The 17,626-nt window shown below is 28.1% G+C and carries 19 protein-coding genes; all 19 read right to left on the reverse strand.

Annotation, left to right across the window (positions count from 1 at the left end):
* Window positions 1-18: 18 nt before the first annotated feature.
* On the reverse strand, window positions 19-1,194 hold the full coding sequence (locus tag ABWP20_RS04955; protein ID WP_353094324.1) for a class I SAM-dependent methyltransferase: 1,176 nt from the start codon (window positions 1,192-1,194) through the stop codon (window positions 19-21).
* Window positions 1,195-1,312: 118 nt separating this feature from the next.
* On the reverse strand, window positions 1,313-2,035 hold the full coding sequence (locus ABWP20_RS04960) for an NAD-dependent protein deacylase (RefSeq protein ID WP_353094326.1): 723 nt from the start codon (window positions 2,033-2,035) through the stop codon (window positions 1,313-1,315).
* 27 nt (window positions 2,036-2,062) lie between these two features.
* Window positions 2,063-2,668 (reverse strand): histidine phosphatase family protein, encoded by a 606-nt coding sequence (locus ABWP20_RS04965; RefSeq protein WP_353094328.1) that lies wholly within the window; start codon window positions 2,666-2,668, stop codon window positions 2,063-2,065.
* A 27-nt stretch (window positions 2,669-2,695) separates the two neighbouring features.
* Window positions 2,696-3,310, reverse strand: coding sequence for a hypothetical protein (locus tag ABWP20_RS04970; RefSeq protein ID WP_353094330.1), 615 nt, complete (start codon window positions 3,308-3,310; stop codon window positions 2,696-2,698).
* 34 nt (window positions 3,311-3,344) lie between these two features.
* Window positions 3,345-3,713, reverse strand: a complete 369-nt coding sequence (locus tag ABWP20_RS04975; protein WP_353094332.1) for a zinc ribbon domain-containing protein — start codon at window positions 3,711-3,713, stop codon at window positions 3,345-3,347.
* A 42-nt stretch (window positions 3,714-3,755) separates the two neighbouring features.
* Entirely contained in the window at window positions 3,756-4,154 is a 399-nt protein-coding gene (locus ABWP20_RS04980) for a hypothetical protein (RefSeq protein ID WP_353094334.1), read from the reverse strand.
* 437 nt (window positions 4,155-4,591) lie between these two features.
* Window positions 4,592-4,804: a hypothetical protein gene (locus ABWP20_RS04985; protein WP_353094335.1), complete on the reverse strand. Its 213-nt coding sequence runs from the start codon at window positions 4,802-4,804 to the stop codon at window positions 4,592-4,594.
* The gene (locus ABWP20_RS04990; RefSeq protein WP_353094337.1) at window positions 4,804-5,910 is read right to left on the reverse strand and encodes a GerAB/ArcD/ProY family transporter; all 1,107 of its coding nucleotides are present in this window, start codon (window positions 5,908-5,910) and stop codon (window positions 4,804-4,806) included. The genes ABWP20_RS04985 and ABWP20_RS04990 overlap by 1 nt, the downstream gene beginning before the upstream one ends.
* Window positions 5,911-7,083 (reverse strand): Ger(x)C family spore germination protein, encoded by a 1,173-nt coding sequence (locus ABWP20_RS04995; protein WP_353094339.1) that lies wholly within the window; start codon window positions 7,081-7,083, stop codon window positions 5,911-5,913.
* 10 nt (window positions 7,084-7,093) lie between these two features.
* Window positions 7,094-8,680, reverse strand: a complete 1,587-nt coding sequence (locus ABWP20_RS05000) for a spore germination protein (RefSeq protein WP_353094341.1) — start codon at window positions 8,678-8,680, stop codon at window positions 7,094-7,096.
* A gap of 110 nt (window positions 8,681-8,790) precedes the next feature.
* Window positions 8,791-9,666, reverse strand: a complete 876-nt coding sequence (locus ABWP20_RS05005; protein ID WP_353094343.1) for a GNAT family N-acetyltransferase — start codon at window positions 9,664-9,666, stop codon at window positions 8,791-8,793.
* Between the two features lie 84 nt (window positions 9,667-9,750).
* Window positions 9,751-10,542, reverse strand: a complete 792-nt coding sequence (locus ABWP20_RS05010) for a GNAT family N-acetyltransferase (RefSeq protein ID WP_353094345.1) — start codon at window positions 10,540-10,542, stop codon at window positions 9,751-9,753.
* Between the two features lie 22 nt (window positions 10,543-10,564).
* On the reverse strand, window positions 10,565-10,690 hold the full coding sequence (locus ABWP20_RS05015) for a hypothetical protein (protein WP_353094347.1): 126 nt from the start codon (window positions 10,688-10,690) through the stop codon (window positions 10,565-10,567).
* Window positions 10,691-10,758: 68 nt separating this feature from the next.
* Window positions 10,759-11,514, reverse strand: a complete 756-nt coding sequence (locus ABWP20_RS05020) for a class I SAM-dependent methyltransferase (RefSeq protein WP_353094349.1) — start codon at window positions 11,512-11,514, stop codon at window positions 10,759-10,761.
* Window positions 11,515-11,727: 213 nt separating this feature from the next.
* The gene (locus ABWP20_RS05025; RefSeq protein ID WP_353094351.1) at window positions 11,728-12,264 is read right to left on the reverse strand and encodes a GNAT family N-acetyltransferase; all 537 of its coding nucleotides are present in this window, start codon (window positions 12,262-12,264) and stop codon (window positions 11,728-11,730) included.
* Between the two features lie 95 nt (window positions 12,265-12,359).
* A complete protein-coding gene (locus ABWP20_RS05030) occupies window positions 12,360-13,046 on the reverse strand; it encodes a 5'-methylthioadenosine/adenosylhomocysteine nucleosidase (protein WP_353094353.1) in 687 nt (228 codons plus the stop codon).
* A gap of 95 nt (window positions 13,047-13,141) precedes the next feature.
* Complete coding sequence (locus ABWP20_RS05035; RefSeq protein ID WP_353094355.1) at window positions 13,142-16,060, reverse strand: insulinase family protein; 2,919 nt, start codon at window positions 16,058-16,060, stop codon at window positions 13,142-13,144.
* 22 nt (window positions 16,061-16,082) lie between these two features.
* Window positions 16,083-17,123 carry a DmpA family aminopeptidase gene (locus tag ABWP20_RS05040; RefSeq protein ID WP_353094357.1) on the reverse strand — a complete coding sequence of 347 codons (1,041 nt, stop codon included), beginning with the start codon at window positions 17,121-17,123 and terminating at the stop codon, window positions 16,083-16,085.
* Between the two features lie 250 nt (window positions 17,124-17,373).
* A partial coding sequence (locus tag ABWP20_RS05045; protein WP_353094359.1) for a cysteine-rich CWC family protein occupies window positions 17,374-17,626 on the reverse strand: 253 nt, incomplete at its 5' end.

The raw sequence follows: 17,626 nt of genomic DNA on the forward strand, positions 1-17,626 counted from the left end.
AATATCTAATAGGACTTACTATTGTAATTGTTTATCTAATTTCTCTCCAAGTTCCTTTTCTATATATAAATCCCTTAATCCCCAGAATTCTTTGAATTGAATATATTTACCTACAGTTTCTTTTTTATTCTTGTTACTAGCCTTTATAGCTCTTATTAATATATTTTTTGGAGTATGTTCCATATCTATGAATTCTAATAATTGTACCTGATAGTCCATTATTTCTAATATGTTAGCCCTAAGGCTATCTGTAACTAAAGATGATAACTTTTCTTTTACTATTCCATGACTCAACATTGGATCTAATACTGAATTATTAATTTTATCATAGAATTCATGCTGGCAACATGGTACTGAAAGAATAGCTTCTGCATCCCAATTTATAGCCTTTACTAATGCCGCATCCGTAGCAGTATCACAAGCATGAAGTGTAACCACCATATCTACCTTATTAAATCCTTCATAATCCTTAATATCTCCATGGATAAATTTTAATCTATTATAATTTAAATCTAATGCAACTTCATTACAAAATTTAATTACATCTTCTTTTAAATCTAGACCTATTATATTTACATCTAGCTCTAAAATATTTACGAGATAATAATATAAGGCAAAAGTCAAATAAGACTTTCCACATCCAAAATCTACAATATTTAATGTTTTATCCTTCCTTATTCGTTGAATAGCATCAGCTGCCATTTCTAAAAATCTATTTATCTGCTTAAATTTATCGTATCTTTTGGAAACAACCTTACCGTTTTCATTCATTACACCAAGCCTTATTAAGAAATCTACAGGCTCTCCCTCTTCAATTATATAAGACTTTTTTCTATTATGTGATAAATCTATATGTTCTTTTGTAGGTTTCCTTTTTAAAATAGTAGCTTTACCTTTCTTATTTACCAGTATTTGATAATCTGCTTCCTTGGTAAAAATCATGCCTTGTTTAAATTTATAATCTAAAATACTTTTTATTTCATTAATGGATTCATAATACTCAAGATTTTTATGCAGTACTTTATTTATATATTCATAGGTAAATTGCAACTTTATTTCATCTTTTATAATCACAGGTTTAATAGTCACTTTAGTAAAACTATTTTCATCTTTTTTTCTTAGATTACTAAATACTCCATATATAATTTCTCTATCCAGAATAATTTTATTTAACAAGTCTATAACTTCATTCATTAAAAATCTCCTTAATAATTCGTAATTAGCTATTCTAGTGCTTTTTTTCCATTCTTATATAACTCATTCTTTTTTAATAAGTAATTAAATAATTTCTATATCTCTTTTTTATAATGTTCTATATTATAAAACTTAATACTTTTCCAATGCTGTCATTAAAACTTAGTAATGCCCTACTATCATAATGTGTTTCTGATTTATTGATTAAAATTAATTTACTCCCTCTATAATACTCTACTAAACTAGCAGCTGGATATACCATTAAGGATGTCCCGCCTACAATCAATACATCAGCTTTCTGAATATACTTAATAGCTCTATCTAAAATGTCCATATTTAAACTTTCCTCATAGAGTACCACATCGGGTTTCACAATCCCACCACATTGATCACATATGGAAATCCCTTGATTTTCCAATATATACTTAAGATCAAAAAATTTATTACATTTAGTGCAGTAATTTCTATGTATTGAACCATGAAGTTCAAGTACATTCTCTGATCCTGCCAATTGATGAAGTCCATCAATATTTTGTGTAATTATAGCCTTAAGTTTTCCCCTTTTCTCCAATTCACTTAATGCAATATGAGCTAAATTTGGTTTTGCCTCTTTATAAATCATCTTTGATTTATAAAATTCAAAGAAATCCTCAGTATCCTTTTTATAGCATGTATGACTTAGCATATATTCTGGAGGATATTTTGAATTCTTCGATGTAGTATAAAGTCCAGCAGCAGATCTGAAATCAGGTATATTACTCTCAGTAGATACTCCTGCACCTCCAAAGAATACAATATTATCACTACCGTCTATAACCTCTCTTAGTTTTTCTATAGTCACATTATCAACCTCCATGTAAAAATATTATTATTCTAAATGAGAAGTATCAGATTCTAATATAAAATTAATATTCCCATCTGCTACTTCAGCTATGGTCAATGAATTGTTTTTTATAAAAATGGAATTCCACAGTTCTTTTAGCGGACATCCCTTAATAATTGAATACATTGACTTAATTGCGACTCCATGGGATACTATCAGAACATTTTCTTCTGCATTATCATTTATTATTCTATTCAGCGCATTTTTTATCCTATTAAACAGGTCATCAAAACTTTCCCCTTCTACTGCTCTATATAAATGAGGCTTATTCCAAAAGTTGAAATACTCTATTGGATAAAGGATTTCTATTTCTTTATTTTCCATTCCTTCCCACTTTCCGAAACCCATTTCTTTCAAAGAATCGAATATAATAATTTCAGTATCTTTATGCCCTCTAATGTACTTAGCTGTATCTAACGCTCTTCCTTGAGGACTAGAATATATATAATCAAAATTAATATCTTTTAGTCTATCACCTAATTTTTTAGCATCTCTAATACCTTTTTCAGTTAAATTAGAATTCTTCCACCCTTGAAGTCTTCCTTCCTTGTTCCACTCAGTTTCTCCATGTCTAGTTATATATATTTTCAATAATAACACCCCATTACATAAAATTTTCTAATTTAATATTATATCTGGACCATCTGCATCTGCTGAACCCATTATACAAAGTTTATTTAATACTAATACAAATAACGTATATAAGCTTCTAAGTAATTCAATATCCCTAATTACTCCTACAGTTTGAAAATAAAGTTCATCCACTCCATCTGGAAACTCAGAACCAAACCAACCCTCATCATCTTTTACTTCGAGATGCATACTATTTTGAGCATTTATAAGCTCACGAATTTTATCATTTGAAAATAGTTCCACTAATTTCTTTTCATCATTTCCTTTAATAATAAATTTTTCATCAAATTCTGGGTATCCTATTTCGACATCTTGCATTCCAAAGGTTTTCCCTATCTCACTAAACAATCCACTATGATATATTTTAAAATTAAACCCATCTTTATTTATATATGGTGCTCTTATTCTTGTATATGTTACACTTGACTTACCAGTAGATTGTGCATATGTATCTAAAGTAATAACCCAATTTTCAAATTTAGCAACTATTTTTTTAGATTTCCAAAATCCTTCTTCTATAAAATCTGCCTCTATTTCCTCTGCAAATTGACTCCATACTTCTTCCTGACTTGGTCCAAAAATATCTCTTAATAGACTCATGAAATCACCCCAACTTTCTATATCCTATATTTTATTAAAGCTTTCTTCCACATTTAGGACAATATTCAAAATCAGTATCAATAGAATAATTACAATTTGGACAAACTCGCTGCTTATTATAATTTATATTTATAGGATGTAAGTCTGATTCATTTATGTTACTCCTCTCACCTCTCTCAATAGCCTTCCCTATACTATTATCTATCATATATAGGCTATTACAGCAAGTACTCCTTACATAATATTTTTTATTCCATCTAAAAATAGGAATAAAGAATAAACTAAAATATGTATAGGTCATAAAAACTTCTAAACGTCCATAGGAACTACAATTTGGACATATTATAGTCTGAACAAAATCAATATTTTTTTCCTTAGTAGAAATTCCAAATACAAAAAACATTTTCTCCCTCCTAATTAACTTAACTACTTCTTTTTAAAAATATTAGAGTATTTTTTTACTAAATAAATCCTTTATTCCTTCTATATCATCATAAATAAATACCTTTTCAGATATACCTTCCAATGTTTCTGATATATTTGAACCACGTTTTGCTATGGTAATAACTGGGATGCCCCTTGCGAAAGCATATCCTACTTCAATCCCTAAACCTACTCCCTTTTCACTTAAATCAATAATAACTAAATCACATTCATCAATTTCATTAAATGTTAATTTCATTAGTTCATTGGGGCTGTATCCATTCTGTCCATCATTATCTTGTATATCCCTTACAATGCAACTAGTCTTATATCCTGCTTTTTCAAGAGCTAATGTAATATTATAAATAATTTCCTTGTTTCTATAATCATCATAATATTTAATTCCAATATATGCTTTCATATAATTTTCCTCTCTATAATTTTACAATAATTAATCTTGATTGAGTAATCTTCTAATCTTCAAAGAAAGCTGGTTTCTTCAATTATTACTTTGTATCTGCGTTCAGACAACATGTATTTATTAAATCTATCATACTATATGCAAGAAAAGGTTTCCATCTCATCATTATAATATTTCTAAATTTAACCCCTGTAAATCTAATATTCATTATAGCTTTTCATAATTTATCCAAAATACATTACATATTCAACTATTAATTTCTAATATATATTAGTTTATTATTGATGATTACTAAAAAATTATATTAAAATAATAATCGTTGTCTAAATTATACAATATTTTAGTAATACTTGTTGATAATTTTGATTAAAAATAAATAAAAACCGTCAAAATATCGGATATATTTGACAGTTTCAATCTATTTACAAATTATATTTCTAATACCCTAAACCTAATACTTCATTGACAAACTTATCTAACGCCAGCATAGGACTAGGTATTCTATAATCTAAAGCATATATGGTAGATAAAATAAAAGCTATAAGCATCACTAAAAGTGTTATTTTAAACTCTTTCTTCTTATCTGATTTTATCAATCCCTTAAAATCTCTTAACCCTATTATTATAAAGACTGCACATACATATAGCATTAAATCATTCCCTTTTCCAATTTAGGTAATTTTCTAATCTTAGCAACTATCATAGTAATAAGTGGTAATATGGTTTCAAATAAGAACCATTGAAATGGTGCTGTTCTACTTGCAGAATTAATATGCTCTATTATTGAAGGATATATATTAAAAGAATATATCACAATGATTACCCCTATACTTGTAACTAAAGACCTAAAAGATTTTAATTTAAATATATATGCAATGCTCATTACTGTTACATAATATAATATGCAAATCTTAAAAAACATCAGCATAATTAAACTAATTGCGAAAAGAACTTCTACTCTGCTTAATGCAGAATATATTCTTATTAACCTAAGGGTTTCAAATGGTGGTAAAGCAAATATCTTTATTGTATTTCCAAGTACTGCCGTATCCCTAAGGATTATAATTAACAAAGCCAATCCTCCAATTATAAATCCATATATAAAATACTTTCTTCTTTTTTCGGGTTCAATATCTAAATTTGAATTAATCATTAAGAATACTACTATCTCTCCAAAAGGAATAGTTGATATAATATGTGTTCCTTGAACATACACCATTGTAGGCTGGCTTAAAATAGGTAAAAAATTATCTATTTTCATTTGATTCATAGTAAAAAAACTTGTGGATAAAACTATTAATATTGCAATAAATGTAAAAAGCATACTATATCTTGTGACAACTTCTATTCCATTCCTTACTGCCCAAGCACATAATAAAATAAATATTCCTAAGATAATTATAGAAGGAGTTTTTCGCATTGTTGTTCTCTGTACGAAATCTCCTAAATCTTTTGTATTTAAAGATGATAAAGTTATGAAAAACCATAGATATAGTACTGAGAATAATTTTCCTATAACAGGACCAAAAACTACATCATTTATTTCTATTAAATTTTTATCTGGGAATGTTCTCATAATATATGTATATATCAATATAGGAAACATTGAAATTATAAAACCTATTATTATAACTATCCATGAATCCTGTTTGGTAATAGATGTAAAAAATGATGTCAGAAGGGATGAAGATTGTATAAAACAAGCTACTGTAAACATGAACTGAACTCCTGGAATTTTTCCTTTATCTATTTTCATTTAATCTTCCTCTCTCATATTCAATGAATTTAGAATTTTACCAGTATCTATTAAATTTAATTTTATATTAGTAGATACTTTAATTTGTGGATATACACTATCCCAATTTTTTTCTATTTTCTTCCACTCTTTAGGAAATCTTTTATAAAATTCTACACCAAATCCTAAGAAGTCAGCATTTAATTCCTTACTTTTTTGTAAACAAGCTTGTATTTCTTTATCTATTGTTTTCTTCCCTTCTTCTAAGAGAATATCGGTTACTTCTTTAACTGCCATATCTTCAAATCCTTGTATCTCGGAAATTACAATATCTCCAATAACCTCCAATGATATTACTAATTCATTTTCATTCCTAATTTCTGGCTCAAGCTTATGTTTTATATGGATTATATTTAAGTTTGAAAAACCATCTTCTGTATCCACCTCTATAAAAGCATTTTTATATTTATCAGCAATCCAAGTATATCCTCTAGTTTCAATTTCATTTAATTGACCAATAAGCCTTTCATTATTTAGAATAGCTAATCCTGATAAAAACAGTCTTGTATTTCCCTGATTATTCTCTAATTTCACAATAGGAATTACAGGAGCTGTAGTCTCGTCTATTATCATAGAAACAAGGTCTATTACTCTAATTGAATATGATTCATAATATCTATTAGTAGATTCAATCATTTTAGTAATTGCTAGGGAAGATATCTTATCCTGATCCATACTATTATAGAGAATGTCTCTAGCTTTACCTTCTGCAACAAATACTAAAGTTTCCATACGCATATCATATTGCCTGAGAAATGCATCTACATGAGATTGAACTCCTTTTATGGCTTGTTCTTTTCCAAATATAACAACTTGATTATGATGCATAAATAAATCTCTAGTACTTTGTTTCTGAAGTTTATCAATGGCAGATATAATACTTTTATCCTCTGCTTCTAAAATCACTGAATTATCATTAGCATTTTCACTTTTAAATGAATCAGAATTACTTTTATTTATCTTTCCTACTTGTAGTATAAGATCAATCTTGTCATCATTATCAGTGGCATCTATGCCAACGCCTGTTACTATTGAAATAGTATCCAATTCTTTATTATCCCAACACCCTACTAAAATAAAACAAATCAATATAATTGTAATGATTTTAATTAAATATAGATTTTTAATCCTCATATACTAACCTCTATTTTTCTATATTATTATCTTTTCCTTCATTTGGAGGAATAAAAGTTTTCTTCCTTTTTTCATCTATATAAGCTAACTCCTTTGGTCTTTCTTCCATAATCCAAAGTGGCATTCTAACAAAACTATCTTGCTGATTTCTAGAAAACTTTATAGATGCAAAATATGGCACCCCAAAAGGTTCCAATATAGATAAATGTATAAGCATACCTAGAAATCCTACAGCTATACCAAACCCTCCCAATGCAGATGCTAAAAACATCATAATTATCCTAAGTATAGAAATAGAATCTGCCTGCTCTGGTATTATAAATCCAGCTACAGCTGCTATTGCAACATTTATTACCATAGGCGCTCCCACTATTCCTGCAGATACTGCTGCATCTCCCATAACTAAAGCACCTACTATACTAATTGCCTGACCTATAGGACGGGGCAATCTTAAACCAGCCTCTCTTAATATTTCAAAGGATATAACCATTATTAATCCCTCTATTAAAGCTGGAAATGGTGTACCCTCTCTTGCATTTGCTACTGTAAATAAAAGAGTCGTTGGAATCAATTCTTGATGAAAAGTAGTTAATGCAATAAAACCTGGAACTGCAAATATTGCAATAAAATATGCTAAAAACCTCATCATTCTAATAAGGGACGCATATATAGGCCTTATATAATAATCCTCTGCTGTTTGAAAGCTTTCAACAAATAACATTGGAACTGTCAGGACAAACGGACTTCCATCTACTACAATAGCAACACGCCCTTCAAGTATTTTAGCGGCAACTACATCAGGCTTTTCACTATACCCTATTGTAGAAAATATCGAAAAGGGATAATCTTCTATATATTCCTCTATATAACTCGAATCTATTATGGAATCTACATCTATGTTTTTTAATCTAGCCCGCAAAGCCTTTAGAATTTCTGGTCTTACTATTCCTTCTATATATGCGATGCATACATGGGTATATGTTTTTCTTCCAATTATCATATTTTCCATTTTAAATTGAGGGCTTTTAATTCTTCTTCTTAAGAGAGATGTATTTGTCCTGAAATCTTCAGTAAATCCTTCTCTAGGCCCCCTAACCACTGATTCTGTCTGAGGCTCTGTAACACTTCTTTTCTCCCATCTCTTTGTACTTACAATTAGACCTGTAGATAACCCATCTACTAATAATATTGTATTTCCCGAAAGACATCCTTCAAGTAAATCTGAGTATTTTTTACTTTCCCCAGTGTCTCCTGAACAAATAATACATTTTTTCAAATCTCCCATATTAAAATTTTCAATTATATCATCTTTAAAATCCTTGTTTAGTATAATAGGTTTTAATATACTCTCTGTAATCTCTAAATTATTTACAAGTCCATCAATATATATAATTGCTCCATTAAACTCACAACAGTCTCCAAACATAAATTCATGTATTTTTATATCGTTGCTATTACCTAAAACTAGCTTAAAAAATTCTATATTTTCTGCTAAGCTCCTTGCTATGTATTTATCTAGATAATCTTCATTATCATGTTCTCGCCTATTGTGATTTTGCCAAAATACAACTTTCCTCATAAAATACCTAAACAACATTCATAACAACGCCCCTCCCATGTGTTATAAATATTGTTAGCACTTTCTTCTGCATTATTCAATAAATGAAAAATAGATAGCAATTGCTATCTATTTTTCATTTACATATCCTATCTCTTCTTCATAAAATAACTTAATTGGTGTTTTTCTTTAAAACCTACCTTTTTATACAAATTAATTGCATTTTCATTTTGCGAATTAGCACAAAGACTAATAGAATCTATTGAATCAAATGAGAATAACCATTTTAATGCCATAGTCAACAATTTACATCCTACTCCCTTACCTCTCTTTAACTCATTTACTGCAAAAAATTCAATATTTCCTTCACCAAATTCAGGTTCAGCTTCAACATAAATATAGCCAGCTAATTCGTTAGCTTCTTTACAGACAAATACTTTCCTATGATTATTTAATCTTAATATTATTTCTTCTCCACTATAATAGGTATTAGGAAAATTTTTATCATGAAGTTCTTTCATAGCTTCAAAATCATCTATAACCAATTCTACCAAACATACATCATCTAAATTATCTAGACTACTTCTTTCAAATTCCAATATACTTTCTTCACTATTTTTATTGAAATCAAGAATACTTGCTAGCCTTATGCAATTATAATTTTTATTATTAACAAACATACTGATCATCCTTATTTCTTTGGGGAGTAATTCTAGCATCTTGTCCCACATTTCAGTTACAATGCCCCATTTTCCATCCTCAATAAAAGGTCCCCATATTTCAGCATTATTTCTTTCCATATCCCCATCAAATCCTAATACACCGATTATCTTATTATTTTCTTTGGCGATTAAAAAACTTTTATCAAAAGTAATATCTGTTATATCTTCTATTAACGAGTTCTCTATTTCCTTACTATCATTGCCACAATAAGCAATATGACTTTCTTCTTTTTTATTTAGTTCTGCTACAAAATCGCTGATTTTTTTAATATCCTCTTTTTTAGCTAAAGTAAGTTTTACCATATTATATCCCCCTGATTTTCCATCCATTTTATTTTATAATAAATTCAAGAAATCATAATTATCTACTTAGCAATACTACATCAACTACTTTCTTTTATATATATACACAGGATATCTTTCTAATTTTTCAAACCCAAGCTTTTCAGCTACTCGTAAAGATGGTATATTATCTTCCCTAGTTTCCCAAAGTGGTTTCATTTCTTTATTCTTTTGTTTTTTTATTAATTCATGTGCCACTGCTGCACCATAGCCCTTATTTCTTTCTTCTTCATTAAAAGTATCAAGGTCTATAAAATACTTTCTGTCATTCTCAAATCCATTATTTATACACTGAGAAACTATTTTTCCCCCAATATTCAGAACCATTCCATTTGTTTTTTTATCTATATCTTTCATTTTAAAATGATTGTTATATTCATCTGGTATAATTGGAAATTCTATTTCAACTATCTCACCATTAAAATTTTTCAAATTTAATTTATTAAACTTTTCATCATTTAAGATAAATGTATTTTCATAGTGTTTACTGCATAATAAAAATCCTTCTATTTCTTCTCCTAATACTTTATCATAATCTTCATTTAGAGAATAAATTTCAAAATATTTCTCTTTTAGGCCATCTATAATAGGTACTATTTCTCTTTCCATAAGTTCCTTAAAGAATTCCCTACTTCTTTCTAAATTGTCTAGTTCAAAATATCCATAAGCCCATCTGGATATAGCCCATACAATTACACTTTTAGGTTCTTCTTTATTGTCTACATAAATCTTCCCTGGAAAACTTCCATTAATAACTGCTATAGCAGGAATTTGAAAATTAAAATTAAAATATTTCCTTACAATTTCATACTCATTTTTATCTAATTCTATATACATAATATACCTCTCAGATTTCATATTAATATTTTACTTTAAAAGCATCGTATGCTATTCCTTCTCCACCGTCACGATACCTAAAATCTTTTCTCATATTATATCTTTTAGTGTTATTTTTTGATTTCTTCCTTAATTGAATTATATCCATTTAAGTATCTCAAAGACTTAGCTTGATTTAGCTAAGTCTTTGAAATTTATATTGATTCTAATAAATCATTATTTTTCTGCTATTAAAAAATATCTATGTTCTACTGTTTCTATATATCCTTGTTTTTCTAGTTTATCTTGCAGCTCAACAAGTTTATCAAAACATTTGTCTACTGAAAAATTTGGGAACTCCCATTCAATTATCTTTGCAAAAAATACAAATGCTCCTATATCATAAAAATATGTTTTTGGAAAATATTCTCCTGCATCAATAATCTTCATTCCAGCATCTTTTGCCTCTCTTAAAATTCTATCTAAATTTAAATCAATTTCAGTTATATCAGTATCTTCTCCTAATAAAAACTTTGATATTTCCTCATTATTCATTCCACCCACCTGTTGAGTAATAAGTACTCCACCTGGTTTTAAAATACGATTAATCTCTAATAAACAAAATGATTCATGTCTGTTTATTACAATATCAAAATAATTATCATCAAATGGCAGATTGTTATCATTAAAAACTGATCTTACTTTAATTCCATGTGGAGTTAATCCCTTTTGACAAAATTCTATATTAGGCAAATAACCTTCAGTAGCATAAGTTTTTCCTCCTTCTGGATTTAGAGATAATAAAAATTCTCCGCCTCCAGTCCCCATATCAAGTAATATCTTTTCTTTATTAATATATGATTCAACTATTTTTCTATAATCCCATGGTAAAGCTTCTTCATCCATACGATTATTTATATGGGAAAAATCCCATCCTTTAAATGAATAATTTTCTTCATATTTCCAAAATTCTTTTAATTTTTCTAAATTCATAAAACTACACTCCTTTTAAAGTATATTAAATAATCTTTAAAGGTGCAGTTCACTGATAACTGATTAATCTGCTCGGTACAATCTGCTATCAGATTTTATAAACTGCACCGAGCATTTACCGAATTTAAGTTTCATATAATTCTCCCCTTATAATTTATTTTTATTTAAAAAGCATATCTAAATAGTTACTAAAATTAAATTTTATTATAATATCTAATCAATTTCTAATCCCATAAATATAGAGCTATAATATTTACCATCTATATAAAAGTCTCTAGATATAACTCCTTCTTTTTTAAAGCCTAATTTTATATATAAACTTATAGCTTTTTCATTATCTTCTCTTGTCCGTAGATTTATCTTCTTTACTACATTACCTTTCTTTGCCCAGTCTATCATATATTTAATTAATTCTTTTCCAATTCCTAATCCCCAGTATTTTTTAGCAACACTTACCCCAAATTCTCCTGTATGCTTAGTTCTCTGCCTAATTCCTCCATTATAATTTAAACTTCCAATTATTTCATTTTCAATTTGAGCTATGATAAATAGTTTGTTAGTCACACCTATATAACTCTCGATTATAGCTTCTTCTTTTTCAATAGTTATATTAAATTCATTTTTCCCAAATGTAAGAAAATCTGATTCTCCACCAATTTTACTTATGTAATTTATCAAATCCAACGCATCTTCCTTTTTTACTGCTCGAATAGTTAAGGTTTGTTCATTTCTTAATTTCAACTGTTTCATCATATCTCACTCCAATCATTATATTTAACGGTCATTTTCACTAGTATTATCAAGAACAATTCACTAAATAAAATAATTATTGCTATATTAGTTTGCTATAATATCTTTAACATACTCAAAACTATTTCTGCTGATTTATTGGCTGCAGTAGTTTCAAATTCATTATAACTATTTGAAGCATCATTATCTGCATTATCTGATATACTTCTAATGACAACAAAAGGTATATTATTTATATGAGCAACATGTCCTATTGCAGAGCCTTCCATTTCAACACAATGTGGTGAATAATCTCTAATTAAATCTCTCTTTATTTCACTATCTCCAATGAAATCTTCTCCACTAATTATCCTTCCAATATGATAATTCCAATTCTCACTTTTATGTAACTCACATGCATTTATAGCAGTTTCGATTAATTTTTCATCGGCCTTAAAACAATTTCTATAAGGGAAAGATTTTTCCATCTGAGATTTATTTACATCATGATGTGTAACATTATTAGATATTACCACATCACATATTTTAACTCTTTCATGTAATCCTCCAGCAATACCAGTATTTATAATACCATCTACACTAAATCTATCAATTAAAATTTGTGTACATGAAGCTGCATTTACCTTTCCTACTCCACAACAAGTTAAGATGATATTTTTTCCATATAAAGAACCTATATAGAAATTAAATCCTGCAATATTCTCCTTTTTGTCCATGTTGAGCTTATCTTTTAATAATTTAATTTCTAACTCCATGGCTCCCATAATCCCAATAGTCTCCATTATATAATTCACCTCCTATAGAATTTTTCATCCCTCGATTTTTATTTTACTAATTTTAAACCAGGACATGGAATATATACCATGTCCTGCTATATTTATTTCATTAACTTTACTAGATTATTAAATAGCTCTTTGCTTTCTTTTATCTTGTTCTCATTACCTAATACACATAGATAATCTTGTTTCATTGTGTCGTGAAGTAATGGCGCAAATACTTTAACATCATCAAGTTTTGTTAATAAAACTTCATCTTTTATTTTTTGAACATCTTCATTTGTGATATTTGATATATACCTACTAGTTCCCAATTGCCCTTTCATATGAGGAGTCATAGCTGGTTCTAATCTGCTTATGGTTCCTATAATAAACTGAGTTAAATCAGACTCATTTAATTTTAAACTAGCAACATAGTCTGACATATTATCATATACTGATATAGTTTCCCTAAGATTTGGATCACGATAAGAAAAAATATTCATATGACCTGTTCTTTCAAATGTTATACCAACACCATAAGCTCCCCCTTGAGCTCTAACTCTATTATGCAAATAATCCCCGTTTAGTATAGTAGCTAAAACCTTCATACTGCCATTATAATCATAACCAAGCTTATTAAAATTATATCCTTTGGCTACATATTGAACATTAGCAGATGAAAGTATTCCCTCATTTAATTTTTCTTCTGTAAAGCTAAACTGTTCTTCTATAAATTCTTCGTTACTCAATCTTTCAGTTATTATTTGTAAATTATCCTTTACAATAGATAAATCTTTTTCATCTCCTGTAAAACTAATAATTAAATTATCTTTATTAAATAACATATTATAGACTTCTTTTAAATTTGATATTATTTCTTCTTTATTATCATCAAATCTTTCTATTATTTCAGATACAAACCAATAAAAATCTAGACCCTTTAATTTTTCTATATACTTCCAAGATGCTGAAAAATAGGAACTTACCCTTCCAGCAGCAACAGCATTACCCCTATTGAATATATTCATTTCCATTCTAGATTTTATTTGATGAAGCAGTTCTTTAATTCTCTTATGGTCTTCAATCTTTGTCTCCGTTATTAACTCTGCAATTAATTCTATTAATTTAGAAATATTATCCCCTACTGCCTTACCGCTCACAATAAATTTAGGACTAAATTTATCATTTTTTCCATCTTTAATAATTACACCAGTATCAAATTCAACTCCACCGGTATTTCCATAAATATGATTTGATAATTCACTATAGGATTTTGTTTTTGTATCTATTTTCCCCAATAATCCTGCTAATAAATTTATATATGGAATATATTTTTCTTCCACCATAGAAGTATCAAAATAAAGGTCCAAATAAGCAATATTACTTGTAAATATATCATGGAAAAGTATAGTTATTTCATTATCTTTTATAACTTTTTGAGGGATAATTTCAGCCTTCGCTTCCACATCAGATATTGTTAATTTAGGTATTGTTGCCTTTGCTTCCTCTGTATCATCAGATAATTGCATTTCTTTAAGCTTGTTGTTTTCTAAAATCAAAGCTTCTAGTTGTTCTTCACTAAGAGATTGCTTATATTTATTTAATTTACTTTCCACTTCCCTTTCTTTTTCTTCTCCTAAACCTTTTTTAGGTTGGATTATAACAAGTGAACTATGGGGATTATTAATGATATTATCCCTAATAAACTCTTCAAAATAATTAGTATTTATATTCTCTCTAAGTTTATTTAAAGTTTTTCCATATTGAAGATGACTTATAGGGCTACCATCATAAAGCCAACTATTTAATGATAAAATATTATAAATAATACCCTTAGTTGGGAATTTAGATGCTTCACGTAAATCATATTCGACTATATTAATGCAAGCTTCAATTAATTTTTTATCAAAACCTTCTTCAACTAATTTATTTAAAGTATCAAATATTATTTTTTGGAATTCTTCCTTCTTATCTATAGAAGTATTTTTTGCAACTATCCCAAACCCTTGCTGCAATCCTCCAACATCAGCTGAAAATATATCCTCGCCGATTCCAGCATCTATTAATGCTTTTTTAAGAGGTGCCGCTTGTGACTCTATTAATAATTCATCTATTATCTTATTCATTAAATAATCTTCCAAATTTGAATTATCTCCTATAACAAAGTTAAGACTTAGATAATCTCGATTTTCATCATTATCATCAGCTGAAATTGGATAATAGTCCCTTATTTCATTTTTCGAATTAAAGGATTTTTGTTTTTCAATATTAGAGTCAACCTTAATTTCATTAAAATTTGATAAATAATTTTCATTTATAAATGAAAGTTCTTTATCTATATCTCCATTGCCATAAAGATATATATAACTGTTAGAAGGGTGATATAACTTTCTATGAAAATCTAAGAATGTTTCATAACTAAGTTCAGGAATTACATCTGGATCTCCTCCAGATGAATATTGATAACATGTATTTGGAAATAATGATTTAGCTATGTTCACTTCTAATATTTCCTCTGGTGATGAATAGGCTCCTTTCATTTCATTATATACAACACCTTTATAAGTAATTTTATCTTCCTTATTAAATATTTCATGATGCCAGCCTTCCTGCATGAATATACTAGGCAATTCGTATATTTTAGGATAAAAAACTGCATCTAAATAAACATCCATTAAATTAAAAAAATCTTTTTCATTTCTACTTGCTATAGGATATAAAGTTTTATCACTAAAAGTAATAGCATTTATAAAAGTTTGCAAAGAGCTTTTTAGCATATCCATAAATGGTTCTTTAGTTGTATATTTTCTAGAACCAGATAGTACACAATGCTCTATTATATGTGGCACACCTGTATTATCTGTTGGAGGTGTCCTAAATCCTATGGAAAATACCTTATTATCATCATTATTTTCTAAATGAAGTAATCTAGCACCAGACTTTTCATGTTTAAAAATCCTTCCTATTGACTGTAATTCTTCTATCTTACTTTCTTGGATCAATTTAAATCCATGGTAAATCTTATTAATTTCAAACATATTTTTAACCTCCAATTAAATTTTATATCAAATCCTTTAAGGAATATACTGGCTTTCCATCTCTTCCAATGGAAGTATTGGAACATATTAAAGAATTCAATATAGCTTCTTCTGTTGCTTCAACTGTTGCTTTAAAGATTTTATTTATCTTGTCTTCATTAATTACTTGAATATTAACTATATCATTTTCTTCATAATGTTTAATTATGTTAGCAGTTGAAAATCCCATAACCACTTCCCCGCTTCCATTCCCTGTATAACTACCTGTTCTAGATATTCCTGGGTAAACTCTTTTTATTATTCGTTTGAGTTGTCGAGATGATAAAGGAATATCTGTAGCTAATATTAAAATAATAGATCCCTTATCCTCTTTTTCATCAATTTCCTTAACCTTTTCAACTAATTTTGGTCCTATATGATCTCCATCTAAAATAAAATCTTTTAATGAACCAAAATTACTCAAGACTAATACACCCATTGTATGTTGGGTATCTCCAAATTCAATAACCCTAGATGAGGAACCAATTCCTCCTTTTAGTCCATAACATATCATACCTGTACCAGCCCCAACATTTCCTTCAGCAAATTCAACATTAGAACTTTCTATAGCTTCATAAATATGTTCTTGCCTTATATGTAAACCCCTTATATCATTTATCTCTCCATCATTACATTCACAAATAATTGGGTTTACAGTGCCTGTTGTATTACCTATATCATCATTATGATTTAACATATATTTTACTAATGCTTCATGGGCAGTACCCACACTAAGGGTATTAGTAAGAATAATAGGTGTTTCTATAGTTCCTAATTCTTCTATTTGTATAAGTCCAGTAGACTTACCAAATCCATTTATTACATGGCATGCTGCCACTAACTTGTCTTTAAAGATATTACCTTCATGTGGTAATATTGCAGTTACACCAGTCTTTATAATTCCATCATCTAATGTTGTATGACCTACCTTTACTCCTTTTACATCAGTAATAGAGTTATTATTTCCTATTGCAAAAGTTCCTATATTAATTCCATAATCCCTTATTTTTTTATTTAGCACCATATTATCCTCCTTTTTCTTTAGTATTCTTTAAATATTCCAATTCTAAAAAGTAAATTGCCTTATAATATCACATGTATATAAGTGAATGCAAGACCTTTTTCCAAAATTTACTATTATTCATAATTATAATTTCTATATATGAATAACTAAGTTTAATTATGCTTTAAAACAATTTCAAGATTCAAGTAATAATATCTAGAAATATCTAATTAATCTATGATTTGTCTATCTATATTATCATCAAAAATTTCTATCTAATTTTTTCCTTGTACTTATCTATACAAGATTTACATATGCAAGCCTTATTTTTTTTATCATCAGTAACCATTTCTAAAATAGAGCTAGGAATTTTAACATCATGGCACCAACAGTCCGCCTTACCATGCTGACAATTATTATCTTTTCCGCAAAGGGGACATATTCTTTCTATTTCTTTTATGCTCAATATAATCACTCCTAGTATAATAATGTCATAGTCAGTAATGACCATGCAGTTAAAACAT

The sequence above is a fragment of the Tissierella praeacuta genome (genome assembly GCF_040396155.1).
Classification (GTDB): domain Bacteria; phylum Bacillota; class Clostridia; order Tissierellales; family Tissierellaceae; genus Tissierella; species Tissierella praeacuta_A.

What these genes read in the sequence shown, in the direction of transcription:
- ABWP20_RS04955 (WP_353094324.1), bottom strand. Translation starts at nt 1,194, where the DNA reads ATGAATGAAGTTATAGACTTGTTAAATAAAATTATTCTGGATAGAGAA.
- ABWP20_RS04970 (WP_353094330.1), bottom strand. Translation starts at nt 3,310, where the DNA reads ATGAGTCTATTAAGAGATATTTTTGGACCAAGTCAGGAAGAAGTATGG.
- ABWP20_RS04975 (WP_353094332.1), bottom strand. Translation starts at nt 3,713, where the DNA reads ATGTTTTTTGTATTTGGAATTTCTACTAAGGAAAAAAATATTGATTTT.
- ABWP20_RS04980 (WP_353094334.1), bottom strand. Translation starts at nt 4,154, where the DNA reads ATGAAAGCATATATTGGAATTAAATATTATGATGATTATAGAAACAAG.
- ABWP20_RS04985 (WP_353094335.1), bottom strand. Translation starts at nt 4,804, where the DNA reads ATGCTATATGTATGTGCAGTCTTTATAATAATAGGGTTAAGAGATTTT.
- ABWP20_RS04990 (WP_353094337.1), bottom strand. Translation starts at nt 5,910, where the DNA reads ATGAAAATAGATAAAGGAAAAATTCCAGGAGTTCAGTTCATGTTTACA.
- ABWP20_RS04995 (WP_353094339.1), bottom strand. Translation starts at nt 7,083, where the DNA reads ATGAGGATTAAAAATCTATATTTAATTAAAATCATTACAATTATATTG.
- ABWP20_RS05000 (WP_353094341.1), bottom strand. Translation starts at nt 8,680, where the DNA reads ATGTTGTTTAGGTATTTTATGAGGAAAGTTGTATTTTGGCAAAATCAC.
- ABWP20_RS05005 (WP_353094343.1), bottom strand. Translation starts at nt 9,666, where the DNA reads ATGGTAAAACTTACTTTAGCTAAAAAAGAGGATATTAAAAAAATCAGC.
- ABWP20_RS05010 (WP_353094345.1), bottom strand. Translation starts at nt 10,542, where the DNA reads ATGTATATAGAATTAGATAAAAATGAGTATGAAATTGTAAGGAAATAT.
- ABWP20_RS05015 (WP_353094347.1), bottom strand. Translation starts at nt 10,690, where the DNA reads ATGGATATAATTCAATTAAGGAAGAAATCAAAAAATAACACTAAAAGA.
- ABWP20_RS05020 (WP_353094349.1), bottom strand. Translation starts at nt 11,514, where the DNA reads ATGAATTTAGAAAAATTAAAAGAATTTTGGAAATATGAAGAAAATTAT.
- ABWP20_RS05025 (WP_353094351.1), bottom strand. Translation starts at nt 12,264, where the DNA reads ATGAAACAGTTGAAATTAAGAAATGAACAAACCTTAACTATTCGAGCA.
- ABWP20_RS05030 (WP_353094353.1), bottom strand. Translation starts at nt 13,046, where the DNA reads ATGGAGACTATTGGGATTATGGGAGCCATGGAGTTAGAAATTAAATTA.
- ABWP20_RS05035 (WP_353094355.1), bottom strand. Translation starts at nt 16,060, where the DNA reads ATGTTTGAAATTAATAAGATTTACCATGGATTTAAATTGATCCAAGAA.
- ABWP20_RS05040 (WP_353094357.1), bottom strand. Translation starts at nt 17,123, where the DNA reads ATGGTGCTAAATAAAAAAATAAGGGATTATGGAATTAATATAGGAACT.